This window comes from Dorea acetigenes, assembly GCF_025567385.1.
GTDB lineage: Bacteria > Bacillota > Clostridia > Lachnospirales > Lachnospiraceae > Claveliimonas > Claveliimonas acetigenes.
The window spans coordinates 23,077-43,696 of sequence record NZ_JAOQJU010000015.1; the positions used below are offsets into that span (position 1 = coordinate 23,077).

The following is a 20,620-nucleotide window of genomic DNA, read 5'->3' on the forward strand; positions in this document are numbered from 1 at the left end:
GCATAAAAATGCTTTATCGACGAACGCCTCTTTCTGTGCTATGATAATTAAGTTATCATTATAGTATAGAAAGGGGTATTTTCTATGGGAAATCCCTCAGAAAATAAAGAGACAAACCAAACAAAAAAGAATATCTGCCTGGGCATCCTCGCCCATGTGGATTCGGGGAAAACGACGTTATCCGAGAGCATTTTATATCTGTGCGGCAGTATAAGAAAATTAGGAAGGGTGGATCATGGAGATGCCTTTCTTGACAATTTTGAATTAGAGAGAAGCAGAGGAATCACCATCTTTTCCAAGCAGGCGGTATTTGACCTGGGGAATACACGGTTTACACTTCTTGACACGCCGGGCCACGTGGATTTTTCGGCAGAGATGGAGCGGACGCTGCAGGTTCTGGACTGCGCGGTTCTGGTGGTCAGTGGAGCGGATGGCGTGCAGGGGCACACCCGGACGCTTTGGAATCTGCTGAAGCGTTACCAGATTCCCACTTTTCTATTTGTCAACAAGATGGATCAGGCGGGGGCAGATGAAGAGAAAATTCTGGAGGAATTGAAGAAACGTCTGAGTGATAACTGTGTGAGATTTAATGGAGAAGAGCAGGAAGATACTTCCTGGGAAAATGTTGCCGTATGTGAGGAGGCTGCGCTGGAAGAATATCTGGAAGAAGGACGGCTCGCGGATCAAACCATTATTCGGATGATAGCAGAACGCAAGGTCTTCCCGTGCTATTTCGGCTCCGCATTAAAAGTACAGGGAGTGCAGGAGTTTTTGGATGGCCTGGAGAAATATACAGGAGAAGGATTTCTTAAGTGGAATGCGGTGGAAGAAGGGGATAAATTCGGCGCAAAGGTTTACAAAATTTCTAGGGACGGACAAGGCAGCAGGCTGACTTATATGAAGATTGTGAGTGGAACCTTGAAGGTGAAGGATATCTTAAGCGGCAGAGGGAAAGACGGAGAGGCCTGGGAGGAAAAAGTAAATCAGATCCGCGTCTATTCCGGCGAGAAATATGAGCTTGTCCAGGAAGCTCATAAGGGAATGGTCTGTGCGGCCACAGGTCTGAATGCTACTTATCCGGGAGAAGGATTGGGGATTGTATGTGCGTCAGAAGAGCCGGTGTTAGAGCCGGTGCTGAATTATCAGGTTCGGCTGCCTGAAGGGTGCGATATCCATAATATGCTGCAGAATCTGCGCCAGCTGGAAGAAGAAGACCCTATGCTTCGGACCACGTGGAATGAAGAACTGGGGGAGATTCATGTGCAGCTGATGGGGGAAGTGCAGACGGAGATTCTGCAGGACATCATCAAAGAGCGGTTCGGCGTGGAAGTGACTTTTGGTACGGGGAACATTGTATACAAGGAAACAATAGGAACAACAGTAGAAGGAGTGGGGCATTTTGAGCCGCTGCGCCATTATGCAGAAGTACATCTGGTTATGGAGCCGGGCGATCCGGGAAGCGGAATGGTACTTGCTTCTGATTGCAGTGAGGACATGTTGGATAAGAACTGGCAGCGGCTGATACTCACCCATTTGGCAGAGAAGAGCCACAGGGGCGTGCTTATTGGCGCAGAGCTTACTGATGTGAAAATCACGCTGGCAGCAGGACGGGCTCATTTGAAACACACAGAAGGCGGGGACTTCCGGCAGGCGACTTATCGGGCGGTGCGCCAGGGGCTGATGCAGGCAGAAAGCATCCTGTTGGAACCATATTATGAATTTCGTCTGGAAATCCCGGCGGAAACGGTAGGGCGCGCGCTTACGGATATACAGCGGATGTCAGGAGAATTTCATCCGCCGGAGACGGTGGGAGAGATGGCGGTGATAACCGGGAGCGCTCCGGTGGCGGAAATGCAGGGATATCAGATGGAAGTTACCGGTTATACCAAAGGACAGGGAAGACTCGCCTGTATTTTCAGGGGATACAAGCCCTGTCATAATGCAGAGGAAATCATAGAAGCCAGTGGATACGATGCAGAAAGGGATTTGGCAAATCCGACAGGCTCTGTGTTCTGTGCCCATGGCGCCGGATTCAACGTACCCTGGGATCAGGTGCCGGATTACATGCATATAGAGAGCCAGTTGAAGAAACGGGAAGCAGAAGCAGCGGCAGCGCACAATGGGTTGCAGAATGTGGAACAGGACGAAACTCAGAGTATGGCTCGGAGCACGGCAGGAGCTGCGGGGGCAGCAGGGAGAAGAATATCCTGGAATGCACAAGAAGACAAAGAACTGGAAGAGATATTTATCCGGACTTATGGGAAAATCGAACGCCGGACGGCAGGTTCTTCGAAAACTGTAAATCAGGACAGAACAGAAAAATCCGGAAAAAAAGAAGAAACAATCCAGGAATACCTGTTGGTAGATGGTTACAACATCATATTTGCATGGGATGATTTGAAAGAACTTGCCAAAGATAATATTGAAGCGGCGAGGAATAAGCTGATGGATGTCCTGTGCAATTACCAGGGCTTTAAGAAGTGTGCGGTAATCCTGGTGTTTGATGCTTATCGGGTGGAAGGGTATACGATGGAAATCCAGAAATACCACAATATCCATGTAGTATACACCAAAGAAGCAGAAACGGCGGATCAGTACATCGAGAAGGTGGTTCATCAGATCGGGCGAAAGTACAATGTAACGGTGGCTACATCCGACGGCGTGGAGCAGGTGGTTACACTGGGACAGGGCGGAAGACTGATATCCGCAAGGGAGTTCCGGGAAGAGGTAGAAATCGTGCGGCGTCAGATTCACGAAGAAGCTGAGAATCACAGGGAGAGCAGGAAAAATTATCTTTTTGACCATATGGATAAAGACATGGCAGAAGAAATGGAAGAAGTCAGGCTGGGACGAAAGACGATCTCAGATGAAGATACGTCTTGTTAAATTCCAGCCAGTGCATTCATTTTATCAAATGTAAAATGATTAAATACAGCGATAGACCGTCCGACGCCGATGACTGCAAGAACCGTTCCGACGCCGATTCCCACCAGATGGCCGGAGAGGGCAAGCCCCAGTATGATGGTGACAGAAATGCATAGAAGGTCAAAACAATTTTTTGTGAAGCCCACACTCTTTCCAAAACAGTCGGAGAGGGCCTGTACAATTCCATCGCCGGGATTGGGAATGATGCGCATGTTTAGAGACATGGCAGCCCCAATTCCGGTTAATATAATTGCAATTATCAGGAAAAACAGCCGTCCGGCGAAGCTCCCGGCAAAACTTCCCGCATATGCAGTCTGCAAATCGGGAATCAGAGCGCCGAATATATTTAGAAATCTGGTAAAAACTAAGCTCAGAGGAAGCTGAAGGATATCCTTTAAAAGAAGAGCTTTCAAGCTGCCGGTATGGTGAGAGACATGCAGAAGCATCTCCACTACAATAAAAAGCGTATAAAGCGCCAGTGTTATATTTCCAAAATTCAGATTCCATATATCCGAAACGCAGAATGCGACAGATATAATGGGCGAAACTCCCAGCCCTGTTTTGGTATTTAATGTAATGCCAAGCGCCAGGATTAAAAGCCCCGCAGCGTAAAAGAAACCTCGATATATCTTTTCTTTTGTCATAGTCTTAACCTCTTTTTTCCATAATTTCCATTAAGAATTTTAGCACAAATAAATTTTTTGCGCTATAGTCGATTTTTTGATGTATGTTTTCGGCAAAAAACGATTGTATATTGACGAAAAAACCGCAAAAAGTAACAAAAAGTGTAAATACGCTGTCGGAGAAAAGATAATCCCTTGTAAAAATGAATGGATTTGTGTAAAATAGTAAAGGCTCCTGTGAAAGGGATGCAGTTAGAAAACAGTAAGAGAAAAGGAAATTTGCGATGGAGTACATAAAAAAAGAATGGAAGTCGATTGCAGCCGCTGTGTTGGTGGTAGTGGCTTCTATTGGAATGCTTTATTATAGCAAAGATGCCGTGGTAAGTGAAGTAGTAGGGGAAAATGTGCCGGTGATTGATCCGCACAAGGCGATTATTGCGGCGATTATTATGATGTTTGTAGGGCTGGGGATTTATTTGTTAAGAAGAAAATCATATCCTGCCGAGTAGATAATAAACTTTATAAAAAGGAAAGAGAACGGGAAGTTAATTATGAAGATGAGAGAGCGGAAGACAGAGATGCTCTGGATACACAAAGCCATGCTTCTTGCGTTTATGGACATATTAATTACACTGGCGGTTTATCTGGCAGCACTGCTGATAAGATTTGATTTTTTATTTTCACGGATACCGGAAGAATATATACAAGGCTATATATGGTCCATGCCATTCTGGGTCATTGCGACAGTTGTCGTATTTTATGCCTTCAGGCTGTATCATAGTGTATGGAGGCTGGCAAGTGTGGCGGAGGTCAGGATGATTCTGACGGCATATATTACTTTGATACCGGTATATGCGGCGGGCATTCTCTTTATGGATCTGAAAATGCCCAGATCCTATTATTGCATCGGATACGTATTGTCCGTCTGCGCGACAACAGGAATTCGTTTCTCTTACCGGATACTGCGGGCTTATTCCAAGCGGAACAGCCAGGTATTCAACGTGAAAGAGCGGGAGCATGTCATGATTATCGGAGCGGGCGCCGTAGGACAGACACTGATAAAGGAACTGATTAACTCCGATAAAATGAACGTAAAGGTTTGTTGTATTATTGATGACAATCCGAGCAAGATTGGAAAACAACTGGAAGGAATTCCAATCGTAGGAGACCGTTATGACATTATCGAGATGGCGGCAAAATACGATATTGACCGTATTATCTATGCGATTCCGGCTACAACCGGAAAGAACAGAAAAGATATTCTTAACATTTGCAAGGAAACAAAATGCCGTATGCAGACAGTTCCGGCAGTGTACCAGATTGTAAATGGCGAGGTAAATGTGAGCAAGCTTCGTAATGTTGAAATCACCGACCTATTGGGAAGGGCACAGGTGAAGGTCAACAACGAAGAGATATTTGCGGCAATCAAAGGGAAAACGGTTATGGTTACCGGTGGCGGCGGTTCCATCGGAAGCGAGTTGTGCCGTCAGATTGCCCATGCAGAACCAAAGCAGTTGATAATCTTTGAAATCTATGAAAACAATGCCTATGAGATTCAGCAGGAGTTAAAAAGAACTTATCCGAATCTGAATCTAAAGGCGCTGATCGGTTCCGTGCGGAATACGAACCGTATCAACTGGGTCATTGAAAAATACCGTCCGGACATTATTTTCCATGCAGCAGCGCATAAACACGTGCCGCTCATGGAGGACAGCCCCAACGAGGCGATTAAAAATAATGTTATCGGAACCTACAAGACCGCAAAAGCAGCCACCAAGTATGGCGTTAAGAAGTTCGTGCTGATTTCCACAGACAAAGCGGTGAATCCGACCAACATCATGGGGGCGTCCAAGCGTCTCTGCGAGATGGTGGTACAGATGATGAACCGGGAGAGTTCGAATACCGATTTTGTGGCAGTGCGTTTTGGAAATGTACTGGGAAGTAATGGAAGCGTAATACCACTTTTCAAAAAACAGATAGCCGAAGGCGGACCGGTCACGGTAACAGATAAGAACATCATTCGTTATTTTATGACCATACCGGAAGCAGTATCTCTGGTACTGCAGGCTTCCTATTATGCCAAAGGCGGAGAAATCTTCGTACTGGATATGGGGGATCCGGTTAAAATCGACGATATGGCGAGAAATCTGATCCGTCTGTCAGGATACAAGCCAGATGTAGATATTATGGTAGAATATACCGGACTCAGACCGGGCGAAAAGCTTTTTGAAGAACTTCTGATGGATGAAGAAGGGCTTCAGGAAACAGAAAATGAACTGATCCATATCGGAAAGCCCATCGATATGGACGACGAATGGTTCAAAGAGAAGCTTCATGAACTGGATGAAGCAAGCCGTCACGAGGACGGGCATATGAAAGAGATTGTGGCAGAGATTGTGCCGACTTATCATATTGACAAAACAAAACATGCAGGTGCATAATAGATTGTGATTTGAGTGAAGCTAGATTTTTGTGACTTTATGCATGGCTGAACATAGCATCTATCAGTTCAGCCATAACAGCTCGAATTAGCTGCTTCGCAGCTTATTTCGTCGCATACGCGGCTAAATTCTCGCTTATGGCAGAGCGCCATATACAAAGTACATAAAATCTTCGTTTTCAAACAAGTTTGAACTCAGATTTTTATGACTTTGTGCATGGCTGAACTGATAGAAAAAATTTTCGTGGAGTTGAATCGTCGCCTTGCCGCGTTCAACTGCCCGGAATGTAATAAATGAAGATAATCATCCGCCTGAATGAAGGCGGAATGGCGTAGCCTACCCTTTTTGGGGTGGGCTGTTTTATTAAAGGCAAGGGATAATAAAAAGAATAGGAGAACTGCCCATGTGGTATGTTGTGCAGACACGCACAGGCACAGAGGAAAGCATACGGATACAATGCAAAAAAAATGTATCCGCCGAAGTGCTGGAGCGGTGTTTTATCCCTTATTATGAAGAGCAAAAACGTATCCGTGGAGAGTGGACAACACAGACGAAAGTCCTTTTCCCCGGGTACGTTTTTATGATTACAGAAAATGTAGAAGCTCTATATGAAGAATTGAAAACAATCATCGGGCTGACAAAGCTAATCGGAACCGGTGAAGAGATTGTTCCGCTTCAAGAAGAAGAAATCGCTTTCCTGGAGAGTTTCGGCGGTGCAAAGCAAGTGGTAGAGATGTCCCAGGGTGTCATCGAACACTCGCAGGTCAAAGTAACATCCGGACCGCTGCAGGGCAAGGAAGGATATATACGGAAGATAGATCGCCACAAGCGCAAAGCCTGGCTGGACATAGAAATGTTTGGAAGAACACAGAACATCCAGGTAGGGCTGGAGATTGTGGCAAAGATAGAATAGATGAATATATATAATAGAAGAAATGCAGAGTAAGAGAGTAAGGAAAAGTCCCTGGAGGGGCTTTTTTTAGTGGGGAAAGGAAGAAGTGCTCTAAATGGGTAGAAAAAGATAAATGGAGCGTTAGAAGTATATGGATAAAAACTTTGCAAAAATAATAGGAATTATAGCGACAAGCGTGTGTGTGGTATTTTGTGGATTGAGCGTTATTGCAAAATTGAAGAAAAATAATTCTGTATATCAGAATGTTCCGGAAGAAAAAAATGTGCTGGAAGGTCATCGGGTCGTTTTTGTGAAAGATGATCGCGATGCTGAAAATGCAGATGGTGTAAGAGGACATTTGGAATCAAGCGGAATGTCAGAATATAAACCTGGAATATATGAGAAATATTTTAAGAGAATTTTAGATGTTGTGTTGTCTTTTAGTGGCTTGGTTGTTTTATCACCACTTTACCTTGGAATTTCGCTTGCAATTATTATTGATGATCCGGGACCGGTGCTTTTTACACAGAAGCGAATGGGACAGAATAAAAAGTATTTTAAATTACATAAATTCAGAAGCATGAAAATGTGTACTCCGCATGATGTCCCGACGCATATGTTGGATAATCCGGATAGATATATTACAAGAGTAGGAAAATTCTTAAGAGCGCATAGCTTAGATGAACTACCACAGATCTGGGATATTTTTATTGGAAATATGTCAATTATCGGACCTCGGCCAGCACTATGGAATCAGGATGTGTTAACTGCTGAAAGAGACAAATATGGTGCGAATGATGTTAAGCCCGGGTTAACCGGCTGGGCGCAAATTAATGGAAGGGATGAGCTTGAGATTCCTGCGAAAGCAAAACTTGATGGAGAGTATGTGCAAAAAATAGGAATAGGAATTGATATTAAGTGTTTCCTTGATTCTATTGGTGTATTTGCGAATGATAACTCTGTTGTCGAAGGTGGTACCGGGGAGTTAAAAAAGCATGAAATGAATGAATCATGTAAAAAATGTGCTGAAGAAAAGAAAAAGATACTTGTAATTTGCCAATACTATAAACCGGAGCCTTTTAGGATTTCTGATATTTGCGAAGAAATGGTTCGACGTGGGCATGAAGTGCAGGTTGTTACGGGGTATCTCAATTATCCGGAAGGAAAAATTTATGATGGATATGGGAAGGGAAAACATATTGACGAAATTATAAACGGTGTAAAAGTACATAGGTGTTTTGAAATTCCGAGGGGAACAGGAAGCGTGAAGAGAATGCTTAATTATTATAGTTATGCGGTAACTTCTACAGCCTATGCCTTATCAAGTAAGTGTAGGACTTCTGATGGGAAACCATTTGACGTTGTTTTTTGTAATCAGTTAAGTCCTGTGATGATGGCACATGCAGCGATTGGCTATAAAAAAAGATACAAAGTACCAGCTATCATGTATTGTCTTGACTTATGGCCGGAAAGTTTGATTGCGGGTGGTATTACAAGAGAGTCTTTGATTTATAAATATTATCATCATGTCAGTAAAAGAATTTATAGACAGGTGGATAAGATTCTAATTACAAGTCGTATGTTCTCTGACTATTTTAAGAGCGAATTTGGTATTAGAAAAGATAGAATAGAGTATCTTCCACAATATGCGGAAGATATTTTCGAAGAAATGCCAATAAAAGAAGAAAATGGAATATTTGATTTTATGTTTGCCGGAAATATAGGAACGATTCAATCCGTGGAAACAATACTGGAAGCAGCAAATCTTTTGAAAGACGAGCCGGTTCGGTTTCATATCATTGGCGGAGGTACTGATTTGGAAAGATTGCAGAAGATTGGTAAGAATCTGGAGAATGTAGAGTTTTATGGAAGAAAACCACTTGAGGAAATGCCAGACTTTTATAAAAAGGCAGATGCAATGCTTGTTACATTGGCGGCTGATCCTGTGCTTAGTCTTACTCTTCCCGGGAAGGTGCAGAGTTATATGGCGGTCGGGAAACCTCTTATTGGTGCGATCGATGGTGAAACAGAAATAGTGATAAATGAAGCGCAATGCGGATTCTGTGGTAAAGCAGGTGATGCAATTGAGTTGACTGAGAATATCAGAAAATTTATTGCAAGAGATACAGATAGGAAACTGATGGGAAAAAATGCAAGAAAATTTTATGAAAAAAATTTTAAGGAATCCATGTATATGGATAAATTAGAAAGTATGGTGGAGATATAACCAAAAGTGTGAAAAGGATTTATTATGAAGATTTTGATGATTAATGTCGTCTGTGGTATTCGCAGCACAGGTCGGATTTGTACAGATCTTGCGACTGCACTGGAAGCGCAAGGACATGAAGTAAAAATTGCATATGGTAGAGAAAAGGTTCCTGAACAATTTAAAAAGTATGCTGTGAAGATTGGCTCAGATTGGGATGTTAAAGTTCATGGTGTGAAAGCAAGATTACTGGATGGAGCAGGATTTGGCAGTAAAAAAGCTACAAAGCAATTTGTTAAATGGATGAAAGAATATGACCCAGATGTAATACACCTTCATAATCTTCATGGCTACTATATAAATATAGAAGTTCTCTTTGATTATTTGAAATGTAGCGGCAAAAAAGTGATATGGACATTGCATGACTGTTGGGCTTTTACCGGTCATAGTGCGTATTGTGATGCGGTAAAATGTGAGAGGTGGAGTAAAGGTTGTTATAAATGCCCTCAAATAAAAGAATATCCGAAAAGTTTTATTGATAGATCCAAACAAAATTGGAAGAAGAAAAAAACTATTTTTTCTGGAGTATCTGACATGACGATTATTACTCCGTCACATTGGCTTGCTGGCTTAACAAGAAAGTCTTTTTTGTCGGAGTATCCAGTTGAAGTTATTCACAATGGTATAGACACAAGTCAATTTATGCCATTGGAGAATGATTTTCGAGAATTTTATCATTTGGAAGATAAATTTGTAGTGTTAGGCGTTGCGACAGCATGGAGTGACTTAAAGGGATATTCAGATTTCTTAAAGTTGGCTGAGATGTTAGATGATAAATTTAAGATTGTTATGGTTGGATTGACTGAAAAGCAGTTAAAAGAATTGCCTCCAAAGATAATTGGAATAAAAAGAACGGCAAGCGTTAAGGAGTTGACATATATTTATAGCGCTGTGGATGTGTTTGTAAATCTGACATATTGTGATTCTTATGGTTTAGTTAATGTGGAATCAATTCTTTGCGGAACGCCGGTAATTTCATATGATACAGGAGGATGTGCGGAAAGCGTTGGTTTATGCGGGTATGTTGTTCCACAGGGAGACATAAAAACTATATATGATATGATTAAGAAAATAAAAACAAAGCCTTTGGATTTGAAGGTTGATAGACTGGCATGTGATAACAAACGAACTATCAAGGAGTATCTGGGAAAATACAGGGGTACTGGAAACAAAAGATTGATTTATCCCATAAAATGATAGGCATTACAAGAACGAATAGTGTAAAGCATCTTGCGAATTTGTATTCTATTGCAGATGTATTCGTAAACCCAACGGTTGAAGATAATTATTCAACAACTAATCTTGAAACAATAGCAAGTGGAACACCTGTTATTACCTATAAAACGGGAGGGAGTCCAGAGAGTGCTGTGTTATTTGGAACAACCGTGAAAGAAAACACTGTTGAAAATATAATAGATAAAATTGCCGGTTTGCGACCTATTCCTGATAAAAGAGGCTGTGTAACTAAAGATAAAATAATAGAGCAGTACTTAAATTATTATTAGACATGAGGAAGAAAATACAGTTGAAAGTTTTATTTATCACTAATGTACCTTCACCATATAGGGTGGAGTTTTTTAATGAATTAGGAAAATATTTGAATTTGACAGTAATATTTGAAAAATCTACTTCGGATGAAAGGGATAGTTCTTGGAATAATTATGCTTTTGAAAATTTTGAAGGAATTGTTTTAAAAGGAATAAAAATCAATTCAGATACTGCGATTTGCTTGGGCATTATAAACTTCTTAAAGCGGCATAAGTTTGACTATATTATTTGTTCAAACTTTACTTCGCCAACTGGAATGTTGGCTATTCAATATATGAGAAAACATAGTATAAACTATTATTTGGAGTGCGATGGTGGATTTGCCAAAAATGGGGAAGGAGTTAAAGAAGGTATAAAACTATATTTCATAACTGGGGCAAATGGATATTTTAGTACAGGAGTGGCTTGTGATGAGTATTTTATTGCTTATGGAGCCGATGCAGAGAAAATAATTCGTTATCCATTTACATCAGTAAGGGAGGAAGAAATAGATATAAACATACCTGAAAAGGGAAGAAAGGATGAATTACGCGAAAAATTAGGTATGAAAGAAGAAAAAATCGTTCTTGCGGTCGGTCAGTTTATACCAAGAAAAGGGTTCGATATATTATTAAAAGCAGTATCCAATCTGCCAGAAGAAGTAGGGGTATATTTTGTTGGAGGAGAGCCGACAGAGGAATATCTTTTATTACAAAATGAAAACCAACTTAATAATGTACATTTTGTTGGATATAAGTCAAAAAATATTTTGAATGAATATTATTATGCTTCAGATATTTTTGTGTTACCGACACGAGAGGATATATGGGGGCTTGTTATAGAAGAAGCAATGGCACATGGGTTACCAATTATTTCTACTAGCAGATGTGCAGCAGCGCTAGAACTAGTTAAGAATGATGTCAATGGTTACGTTGTCCCAGTAGAAGATGTGGACGCGATTTCAGAGAAAATTATAGAAGTGCTCACTAATTCAGAAAAACAAAAAGCCTTTGGAAAGAATAGCTTGAATATAATGAGAAATTATACGATAGAAGCTATGGTGCAAAAGCACCTGGAAATATTGTGGAACATGTAAGGAAAGATGAAGGATGAAAAAAACAATTTTACCGATAACGGTTTTGATACCTACTATGAATCGACCGCAAACATTGAAAAGAACTCTGAATAAATATTTAGACAGTGAGTGTCTTCCAGCGCAAATAGTGGTTGTAGATCAAAGTACGAGTGAAGAAATTGCTGCAGAAATTAAGCGATTAGTAGAAGAAATTAGAGGAAGAATAGAAACTTTTTATGTGTATCAGGCAGAGCCGTCTTTAACAAAAGCCAGAAATACAGCCTTTTCTTATGCGAAACATGAAGTAATAATATGCTCGGATGATGATATAGACGTTTATTCGGATACCTTAAAACAAATATACAATTTGATGTCGAATAAGCAGATTGCAATGATAGCAGGACTTGATGACAATGCATCAGAAACAACGTCTAAGATAGGGTATCTATTGGGAACGAAATCTTTTTCAAAAAGAAATATTGGACATGTTACGTGGTCCATGTTAGGATGTTTTCCGAATAAAATTACTGAGCAGACAGATACAATGTGGGCTATGGGATTTTTCTTTGTTATCCGAAAATCTCTTGCAAATAAATGGAAACTAATGTGGGATGAGAAGTTGACGGGGTATGCATACGCAGAGGATTTGGACTATACTTATGATTATTATAAAAAAGCCAAGGCAGAAAAACTGAAATGTATTATGTCCAACAGAGTACATGTGAAGCATATGGTTAGCAGAGAGTATAGGACGCCGACGAAAAAGAGTGCTTATATGTATATTTTAAATAGGGCATATCTGAGTTACAAACATCAGATGGGATGGAAGTCTGTTGTTGCTATGCGATGGTGCAATTTTTGGCGATTTGTTGAATGGAAGATTAAAAAGCAGAATGCCGAATGCTTAAAAGAAGCCATGAGATATTGGAGGAAACATCGACTTGAGATTCAGAAAGGGGATTTTCCATATTAGTACAATATCTGAAAATTCGTGTTTTCAAACGAGGATGGAAGGCTCGGAAACTATAGATACTGCTAGAAAGGATTAATGCTTTGAAAACAATTAAATTAACCTACATTGTGCCGATTTATAATGTGGAAAAATATCTAGAGGATTGTATTGAAAGTATCATTAAACAAGGCGTAGAGAGTTCGGAAATTATTTTGGTAGATGATGGTTCGACGGATGGAAGTGCTGCGATTTGTGATAGATATGCGGAGTTCTATATGAATATAAATGTTATTCATAAACAAAACGGTGGTATTTCATCGGCCAGAAATATAGGTTTAAAAGCGGCACAAGGAGAGTATATATGCTTTGTTGATAGCGATGATTTTTTTGAAGAGAATTTTGCTGACAAATTCTTGAATATTTGTGAAAAGTATAGTCTCGATATTATCCGCGGATGGTATGCGATTTATGATGAGGAAACAAAAGAATATCAAGAACATAAGTTCCCTGATATATCATATGCTAATAAAGTTTTGCCGGGATATGAATTTTTGAAAAGGTCAATCAACGAGCATGCTAACGAAGTGGTTCCATGGCTGGGCTTTTTTAAAAGAGAATATTTGACGAAGCATAATCTGCTTTTTCCAGAGGGTATAGCGTATGAGGAAGACCAGTTGTTTTTTCTTGAAGCATTGATATGTGATCAAAAGTGCAGGATTTATCAGAGTGATTTAGAGTTTTATGCTTATCGAAAGAGAGTCGGAAGCGCAACCAAAACACCAACACTGAAGCAAGTACAAGATGTAATTTACGTGGTGGAAAAAGAAAATATGCTATTAAAGAAGTACTCACTTTCTTCGAATGTCAAAAAGGCTGTGAAGAGATATATTTGTTCTTCTTTTTACCAGCTTACATCTATTTATGGGAGAATCAATATCCAAAATAGAAAGAAAACCGTGAGGATGATTCCATTTTGGATGAAATGGCAGTGCATTTGGAATGCTTATGATAATCACCAAAGGTTAAAAATTTTCTTGTTTACTTTTGCAAGATGGCTCGTGGATACAGTTTATAAAAAAAGAGGATTATAGTAATAGGTTATTGTTATTTATGATGTCATATAAGGAGAGAGTTTTTTGGTATCTAAAAAAAATTTTTATACTGGGTTAATTGTTATAGCATGTGTTTTTTGCAATTTGTCACAGATGCCTAATTTAATGGAAAGCGGAATAATAAGTTTGGCTTATTCAGGGACGTGGATTTTTATAGCGGTAATGCTTTTGATTGATAGAAGAACATTGAAATGGCAGTATTTGTTATTACCAATTGTTTTTGATGTGATATGTTTGGGAGGAAGATTTTTAGGAAAATCCTATTTTTCTTCAGATTTATTTCGTCCAATTAATTTATGTGCATTTATTTTGCTAATTGGGATATGGGCTGGAACATATTTGGATTACACAAATTTGAAGAAAATATCTTTTGCGTTTATTACAAGTGCTTTGGCTGTTGCGATATATTTATATTTTAATATTTTCAGAGGTGTAGACTGGGGAGGTTCTGGGTATCTTTATGGCTCTAAAAATTCGGCGGGGCAGATATTCCTTGTGGCAATAATACTGATAGCTACACAATTCTTACAGTATAATAAAGTTTTATCTGCGTTTGCCATGATATTTTTTGCGGCTTTCATTATTATGATGAAAAGCAGAGCGTCAATACTTACACTTCTGATAGTGATAATTTATTTTATTTTATTTATACTGAAAAAGAAAATTCATAAAGTAATAGGCATTGTTATATTAGTTGCCACATTGATAATTATATTTACAAACGCAGAATTATACAATTTATATATCAAAGAAATTATACTTAATAATAAAGATATTAATGATTTGACGGCAGTTACTTCTAATCGTGATTTGCATGTGGAATATTTTAAAGCAAATTTTGGAATGTACTGGTTTTCTGGAACCGGAGGTACTTATTTGGAATCTATGCCTTTAGCGGTATTAATGAGTTATGGAATCCTAGGAGGAATTCCGGTGTTGCTTTTTTCTTTACAACCATTGTATATAGGATTTAAGTATATTAGGGACAAGCGGTATAGGTTATTTTGTGTTTTGATTATAGCTTTATCTATAACTATGTGGATTAATGGCATATTTGAGGAACAGTCACCGTTTGGACCAGGCGTAAAATGTTACTTTTTGTGGTTGGTTTTGGGATTATTTATTGGTTATAGAGATTCGACAAATAAATTGTTATATTATGAGAGGTAAAAGATGAAATTAGTTATCGTATTATTGACACATATTGATAATTTGCCACCAGCAAGGAATCTATTATTGAGTCTTACAAGGTTGGATGTACAGGTCAGTTTAATAACTATGTATAGCGCGGCACTTCCGAGGGAAATAAAAGCTGCTAATAATTTTAATATTATCGATCTTCAATCGAAAGAATCAACAAATAGAATTCAGGCATTGGGAAAGCGTGTCTTAAGGCGAAAAAAGTTGAGAAAAGTAATTAAAACAATTACGAGAAAAGAAGATGTAATATGGACAATTACAGATTATGATGCCATGGAGACGGGAAGCCTGTTATTGAATTATCGACATGTTATGCAGCTTATGGAACTGATTCATGATATACCAATATTTGACGAGATTCCGGTTGTTAAAGCACATATAGAAAAGTATGCAAGAAAAGCAGAGATGATTATCGTTCCAGAATATAATCGAGCGCATATTCAAAAGGCATACTGGCAACTATGCGAGACACCGAAAGTTATCCCAAATAAACCAAAAGTGGAAGAGAAGAAGTATGATATAAAAAAAATTAGTTCTGATGCGGCAAAGGTTTTTCAAAAAATTGGCAATCGAAAGATTGTACTTTATCAGGGAACATTTGGCTATGAGCGAGTATTGGATCAGTTTATAGAAGCGGTAGGTTTGCTTGGAAAAGAGTATTGTATGGTTTTGATGGGACGAGATGATATTGAGGTAAGAAAATTACTAGATAAATATCCTGAAACTTTCTTTATACCATTCATCTCAGCACCTGATCATCTTGCAGTTACGAGTAGAGCTCATATTGGTGTACTCTCTTATGTTAATACAAGCAATATCAGACATTATGATCCGTTGAATGCATTATATTGTGCGCCTAACAAACTATATGAGTATGCTTGCTTTGGAATTCCGATGATAGGAAACGATATACCAGGACTGGAAATCCCATTTAAATTGAATAATATTGGACAATGTTCAAAATTAACAGCGGAGGCGATTGCGATGACAATAAGAGAGATTGAAGAGAATTATGATACTATGAGCCGCAATTGTAAAACATTTTATAGTAGTGTCAACATAGATAGAATAGTAGAAGAGATTGTTAGAGAGCTTAAAGAGAAGTGATATATGAGAATAATATATTGTTACTGAACTTACGTGACATAAAATGCATGTTATTAGATAGGTATGGTGTAAAAACTGTAATTAGATTATTTGAGGTATATGTTTGTAGGTAAAAATGTGGTCTATGTAATCGGAGGAGGAAGAAGATGAAAAAAGTGATGCTTGTTTTTGGAACTAGACCAGAAGCAATTAAAATGTGTCCACTTGTAAATGAATTGAAACGGAGAAAAAAACTAAAAGCAATTATATGTGTTACCGGTCAGCATCGACAGATGTTAGATCAGGTTTTGAGTGCATTTAATGTTAGTCCCGATTATGATTTGTGTATCATGAAAGACAAGCAGACCCTTTTTGATGTAACCGTTAATATTTTGGAAAAAATTAAAGATGTATTGGAAGAAATACAACCGGATGTTGTACTTGTTCATGGTGATACATCTACGACATTTGCAACAGCATTGGCATGCTTTTATCTGCAAATTCCTGTCGGGCACGTAGAAGCAGGATTACGTACATATGACATTTATTCTCCTTATCCAGAGGAATTTAACCGTCAGGCAGTTGGCATTATTAGCCAGTATAATTTTGCTCCTACAGAGTTTGCGAAGAATAATTTATTAAAAGAGGGAAAAAAAGAAGCAACTATTTATGTTACAGGAAACACTGCGATTGATGCTTTAAAAACAACGGTATGTGATACATTTACGCATCCAGAACTTGAATGGGCTGAAGGAAGTAGATTGATTCTTATTACTGCTCATAGAAGGGAAAACCTGGGCGAGCCGATGAAAAATATGTTTAGGGCGATTCGAAGAGTTATGGATGAACATTCAGATGTAAAAGCTATTTATCCAATTCATATGAATCCGTTGGTTAGGGAGATTGCAAATTCCATTTTGGGAGATGATGATCGAATTCATATTATTGAGCCATTGGATGTGTTAGAGTTTCATAATTTTCAAGCAAGAAGCCATTTGATATTAACGGATTCAGGTGGAATTCAAGAAGAGGCACCTTCGCTTGGAAAACCAGTTTTGGTGATGCGAGATACAACAGAAAGACCTGAGGGGATAATAGCGGGAACTTTAAAACTGGTTGGAACAGAAGAAGACACTATATATAAAGAATTTACAGAACTTTTAACAAACCAAGAAAAATATGATGCAATGAGTTGCGCGTCAAATCCATATGGTGATGGGCATGCATGTGAGCGAATCGCGGATATATTGGAAAAGAGTTTATAAAAAATAGGTTAATTTAGAAGTTATTGCTATGAGCAAAATGTTGGGAGAATATTGTGTTTAAAGATAAACTTACAAAGAAAGATATAAAAGCAATAGTATTGTTTTCGATTGCTTGGCCTATTGCAACTATTCGGAAAAAAAAACATCCGGACTTATGGCTTGTATCAGAGAGACCAGAAGAAGCGCGAGATAATGGATATTGGCTGTATAAGTATATTAAAAAGAATGCACCTAGTCAGGATGCGGCATATGTAATTGCAGCTAATGCTGAAGACAAATTAAAAATTGAAAAATATGGCAATATAATTTCGTTTGGTACTTTGGAACATTATATAGTTTATTTAATGGCATCTAAACATGTGAGTGCGCATGTGGATTTAGATTCTCCAAACAGTAGAGTATCTAATTTTTTAGAAACACATGGTTTGTTAAAAAATAAGAGAGTTTTTTTACAACATGGTATTACTAAGGATAAAATTAGTTTTGGCTATTATTCGATTAGCCGGGCAGATTTGTTTGTGTGTGCCGCACAGCCGGAATATGAATTTTGTAAGGCAGAGTTTGGCTATCCAGAAGGAACGGTGCAGTTGCTAGGATTCGCTCGTTTTGATGGTTTGGGAGTGGAAAAGCCTAAACATCAGATATTGCTAATGCCAACATGGCGAGCGTGGCTTGCTAATGCTGATGAAAAAGAATTTAAAAAGAGTAGGTATTTTCAAGTCTATCAAAATTTGTTGTATAATGAAGAAATTGAAACCTTGCTTGAAGATAACGAGCTTGAATTGATTTTTTACCCTCATTCGGATATGCAGAAATTTGTTCATTTGTTTTCCGTAAAATGTAAAAAGATTATTGTATCAGATGCCGGAAGGTTTGATGTTCAGCAGCTATTGAATCAATCGCGAATGTTAATAACTGATTATTCAAGCGTAGCATTTGATATGGCATATATGAATAAACCAATTATATATTATCAGTTTGATTATGATGATTACCGGAATGGACAGCATTCAGAGGGATACTTTTCATATGAAAATGATGGCTTTGGTCCAATTTGCAGAGAGGAGGAAGCTGTGATAGCCGAGATAAAAAAATATGTTTGTAATAATTTTGTTACAGATAACAAATATGCAGTGCGTCAGAATACGTTTTTTAGCATAAGAGATCAGAATAATTGTAAACGTATTTATCAGGCTATTAGAGAGTTATAAACGATGGAAGACTTAATTAGCGTAATAGTACCAATATACAATATAGAACCCTACGTAAATCGGTGCGTTGAAAGTGTTGTGAAGCAAACGTATTCTAATCTTGAGATTATACTTGTAGATGATGGTTCGGAAGATAATAGCCCAAGTATCTGTGATAAATGGAAAGAAAAAGATTCCAGAATTGTAGTGATTCATAAGGCAAATGGGGGATTATCTGATGCGCGTAACGCTGGAATGAAAATTTCACATGGGAAGTTTTATAGTTTTGTTGATGGTGATGACGAGATATCACCAAATATGCTTGAGAGATTATATAAAGCTTTACGAAATACCGATTCAGATGTTTCAATGTGTAGAATGGAGAAAATAGAAGCTTGTAAGAGCTATGTAACTAGGAAATATAAGTTTGATTGTAAACAGAAAATATTATCCTCTAAGGAAGCGATTCAATTACTTCTCAAAGATGAACTTGATTGTAGTGCATGCTTGAAGCTTTATTCGGCAAATGTTTTTGGCAAAATTGAGTTTCCATTTGGAAAAACGAATGAAGATTTTGCGGTAATGTATAAGGTGTTTGCTAATGCAAGTAAAATTGTTTATATTCCAGATATTTTATATCATTATTATTTTAGGGAGAATAGTATCACGTCGACTAAATTTAATAGAAGCCAATTTGATAAAATTGATAACTGCCTTGAGATGATAGCCTTTGTGGAGAAAGAAATGCCAGATATTATACCTGAAGCAAAATCATACCTATATCGGCAAAGTATGTATTTACTTAAGACAATATGCTTATTAGGAATTAAACATGAATATCCAGGTCGATATATGCAGTTAGTAAATATTTTAAGAAAAGGCTCACTGAATATCATACAGTATAAATGGTTGTCTGTAAAGGAAAGGGGAATGTATTTATTTATAGCATGGATGCCTGATTTATATGTAAAGTGGAAGGAAAAATAGTATTAGTATGGAGTTGATAGAAAAATTAAAGGCGTTACGCAGAGAAATTCAGTATCAGAAAAAATATGGAAAAAAGATTAGAAAAGCGCGAAAAGAAAATAAAAAATTATATATCTGTTTAGGATCAGCAGTTCATGGAAATTTGGGAGATCAGGCATTAGGTCTTTGCAGGGTAGAATTTCTTAAATATTGTGGAATTTCTAATTCAGATATTATTGAATATACGACTAGAGATAAAATGAGATATTGGCTGCAAATTTGTCGAGAAACTAAAGAATCAGATATAATAGTACTCCGTGGGGGTGGATATTGGGGAGACTTATGGATAGATGGATTTGAGGAAATCCTTACATATATAAAAGAGTTTAGAAATAATAAAATAATAGTCTTTCCTCAATCTGTATATTTCTCTGATTCAAAGGAAGGGAATGCTCTTTTTCAATATTCTAAGTTAATAGTTAAAGAGGCCCCCAAATTGATTATTTTTGCGCGAGATATAGAATCATATAAATTATTAAAACGGTGTTATCCGGAGAGTTTAATTGAGGTTGTGCCAGATACGGTACTTTCATATCGGCCGAAGAATTTGATGAAATGTAATCGAAAAGGGGTAATACTTTGTCTAAGAAATGATAAAGAAAAAAATCAATCTATAGATGTTAATAAGATAGTTATTGATAATTTGAAGAAAGAAAAAATTGAGTATCAATTTCAAGATACAAGTATTGATTTTAGTTTACAGAATCTAAGCGATAGAAGAGAAAAATTATTTGAACTTTGGAATAAGATGGCAACAGCAGAATTAGTAATTACGGATCGGCTTCATGGAATGATTTTTGCCACAATTACGGGAACTCCGTGCATAGTGTTTAACAATATTGATGGAAAAGTGGGGCATCAATTTAAATGGATTGAAACATTGGGATATGTTTTTTTGGTAAAATCAGAAGAAGAATTTGAACATATTTTACATATAGCATTATCTATATCTGATGTTGAGTATCCTTTAGAAGATATGTTGAAAAAATATACAAAACTTGCGGATGCATTAAAAATGTAGTAAAGCTAGGGAGGAAAAC

17 protein-coding genes are annotated in these 20,620 nt (G+C 38.0%); 16 read left to right on the forward strand and 1 reads right to left on the reverse strand.

The genetic code is table 11. From position 1 onward, the window contains the following. Positions 1–84: 84 nt before the first annotated feature. On the forward strand, positions 85–2,886 hold the full coding sequence (locus tag OCV99_RS11740) for a translation factor GTPase family protein (protein ID WP_158370712.1): 2,802 nt from the start codon (positions 85–87) through the stop codon (positions 2,884–2,886). Here OCV99_RS11740 and OCV99_RS11745 read toward each other — a convergent pair. Continuing rightward, positions 2,883–3,569 carry a YczE/YyaS/YitT family protein gene (locus tag OCV99_RS11745; protein WP_158370714.1) on the reverse strand — a complete coding sequence of 229 codons (687 nt, stop codon included), beginning with the start codon at positions 3,567–3,569 and terminating at the stop codon, positions 2,883–2,885. The two genes, OCV99_RS11740 and OCV99_RS11745, sit on opposite strands and share 4 nt — an antisense overlap. Before the next feature lie 263 nt (positions 3,570–3,832). Here OCV99_RS11745 and OCV99_RS11750 point away from each other — a divergent pair, with 263 nt between their 5' ends. From OCV99_RS11750 to OCV99_RS11820, 15 genes are all read left to right on the forward strand, one after another. Next, positions 3,833–4,057 (forward strand): hypothetical protein, encoded by a 225-nt coding sequence (locus OCV99_RS11750; RefSeq protein WP_158370716.1) that lies wholly within the window; start codon positions 3,833–3,835, stop codon positions 4,055–4,057. Between the two features lie 42 nt (positions 4,058–4,099). Beyond that, positions 4,100–5,989, forward strand: a complete 1,890-nt coding sequence (locus OCV99_RS11755; RefSeq protein ID WP_331490726.1) for a polysaccharide biosynthesis protein — start codon at positions 4,100–4,102, stop codon at positions 5,987–5,989. A gap of 403 nt (positions 5,990–6,392) precedes the next feature. Then, positions 6,393–6,902, forward strand: coding sequence for an antiterminator LoaP (gene loaP, locus OCV99_RS11760; protein WP_158370719.1), 510 nt, complete (start codon positions 6,393–6,395; stop codon positions 6,900–6,902). A 130-nt stretch (positions 6,903–7,032) separates the two neighbouring features. Further along, a complete protein-coding gene (locus OCV99_RS11765; RefSeq protein ID WP_262575509.1) occupies positions 7,033–9,108 on the forward strand; it encodes a sugar transferase in 2,076 nt (691 codons plus the stop codon). A gap of 24 nt (positions 9,109–9,132) precedes the next feature. Further along, positions 9,133–10,344 carry a glycosyltransferase gene (locus OCV99_RS11770; protein ID WP_158370721.1) on the forward strand — a complete coding sequence of 404 codons (1,212 nt, stop codon included), beginning with the start codon at positions 9,133–9,135 and terminating at the stop codon, positions 10,342–10,344. Further along, entirely contained in the window at positions 10,341–10,652 is a 312-nt protein-coding gene (locus tag OCV99_RS11775; RefSeq protein WP_158370723.1) for a glycosyltransferase, read from the forward strand. The genes OCV99_RS11770 and OCV99_RS11775 overlap by 4 nt, the downstream gene beginning before the upstream one ends. A 20-nt stretch (positions 10,653–10,672) precedes the next feature. After that, complete coding sequence (locus OCV99_RS11780; protein ID WP_158370725.1) at positions 10,673–11,770, forward strand: glycosyltransferase family 4 protein; 1,098 nt, start codon at positions 10,673–10,675, stop codon at positions 11,768–11,770. Between the two features lie 13 nt (positions 11,771–11,783). Then, complete coding sequence (locus OCV99_RS11785) at positions 11,784–12,722, forward strand: glycosyltransferase family 2 protein (RefSeq protein WP_158370727.1); 939 nt, start codon at positions 11,784–11,786, stop codon at positions 12,720–12,722. An 80-nt stretch (positions 12,723–12,802) separates the two neighbouring features. Beyond that, on the forward strand, positions 12,803–13,792 hold the full coding sequence (locus OCV99_RS11790; protein WP_262575513.1) for a glycosyltransferase: 990 nt from the start codon (positions 12,803–12,805) through the stop codon (positions 13,790–13,792). Between the two features lie 45 nt (positions 13,793–13,837). Then, complete coding sequence (locus OCV99_RS11795; protein WP_158370731.1) at positions 13,838–14,983, forward strand: hypothetical protein; 1,146 nt, start codon at positions 13,838–13,840, stop codon at positions 14,981–14,983. 3 nt (positions 14,984–14,986) lie between these two features. Further along, positions 14,987–16,120 (forward strand): glycosyltransferase family protein, encoded by a 1,134-nt coding sequence (locus OCV99_RS11800; RefSeq protein ID WP_158370733.1) that lies wholly within the window; start codon positions 14,987–14,989, stop codon positions 16,118–16,120. 146 nt (positions 16,121–16,266) lie between these two features. Next, a complete protein-coding gene (gene wecB / locus OCV99_RS11805) occupies positions 16,267–17,364 on the forward strand; it encodes a non-hydrolyzing UDP-N-acetylglucosamine 2-epimerase (protein ID WP_158370735.1) in 1,098 nt (365 codons plus the stop codon). 53 nt (positions 17,365–17,417) lie between these two features. After that, a complete protein-coding gene (locus OCV99_RS11810) occupies positions 17,418–18,575 on the forward strand; it encodes a CDP-glycerol glycerophosphotransferase family protein (protein WP_262575517.1) in 1,158 nt (385 codons plus the stop codon). A 3-nt stretch (positions 18,576–18,578) separates the two neighbouring features. Then, positions 18,579–19,541: a glycosyltransferase family 2 protein gene (locus tag OCV99_RS11815; protein WP_158370750.1), complete on the forward strand. Its 963-nt coding sequence runs from the start codon at positions 18,579–18,581 to the stop codon at positions 19,539–19,541. 7 nt (positions 19,542–19,548) lie between these two features. Then, a complete protein-coding gene (locus OCV99_RS11820) occupies positions 19,549–20,601 on the forward strand; it encodes a polysaccharide pyruvyl transferase family protein (protein ID WP_158370752.1) in 1,053 nt (350 codons plus the stop codon). The last annotated feature ends 19 nt before the right edge of the window (positions 20,602–20,620 follow it).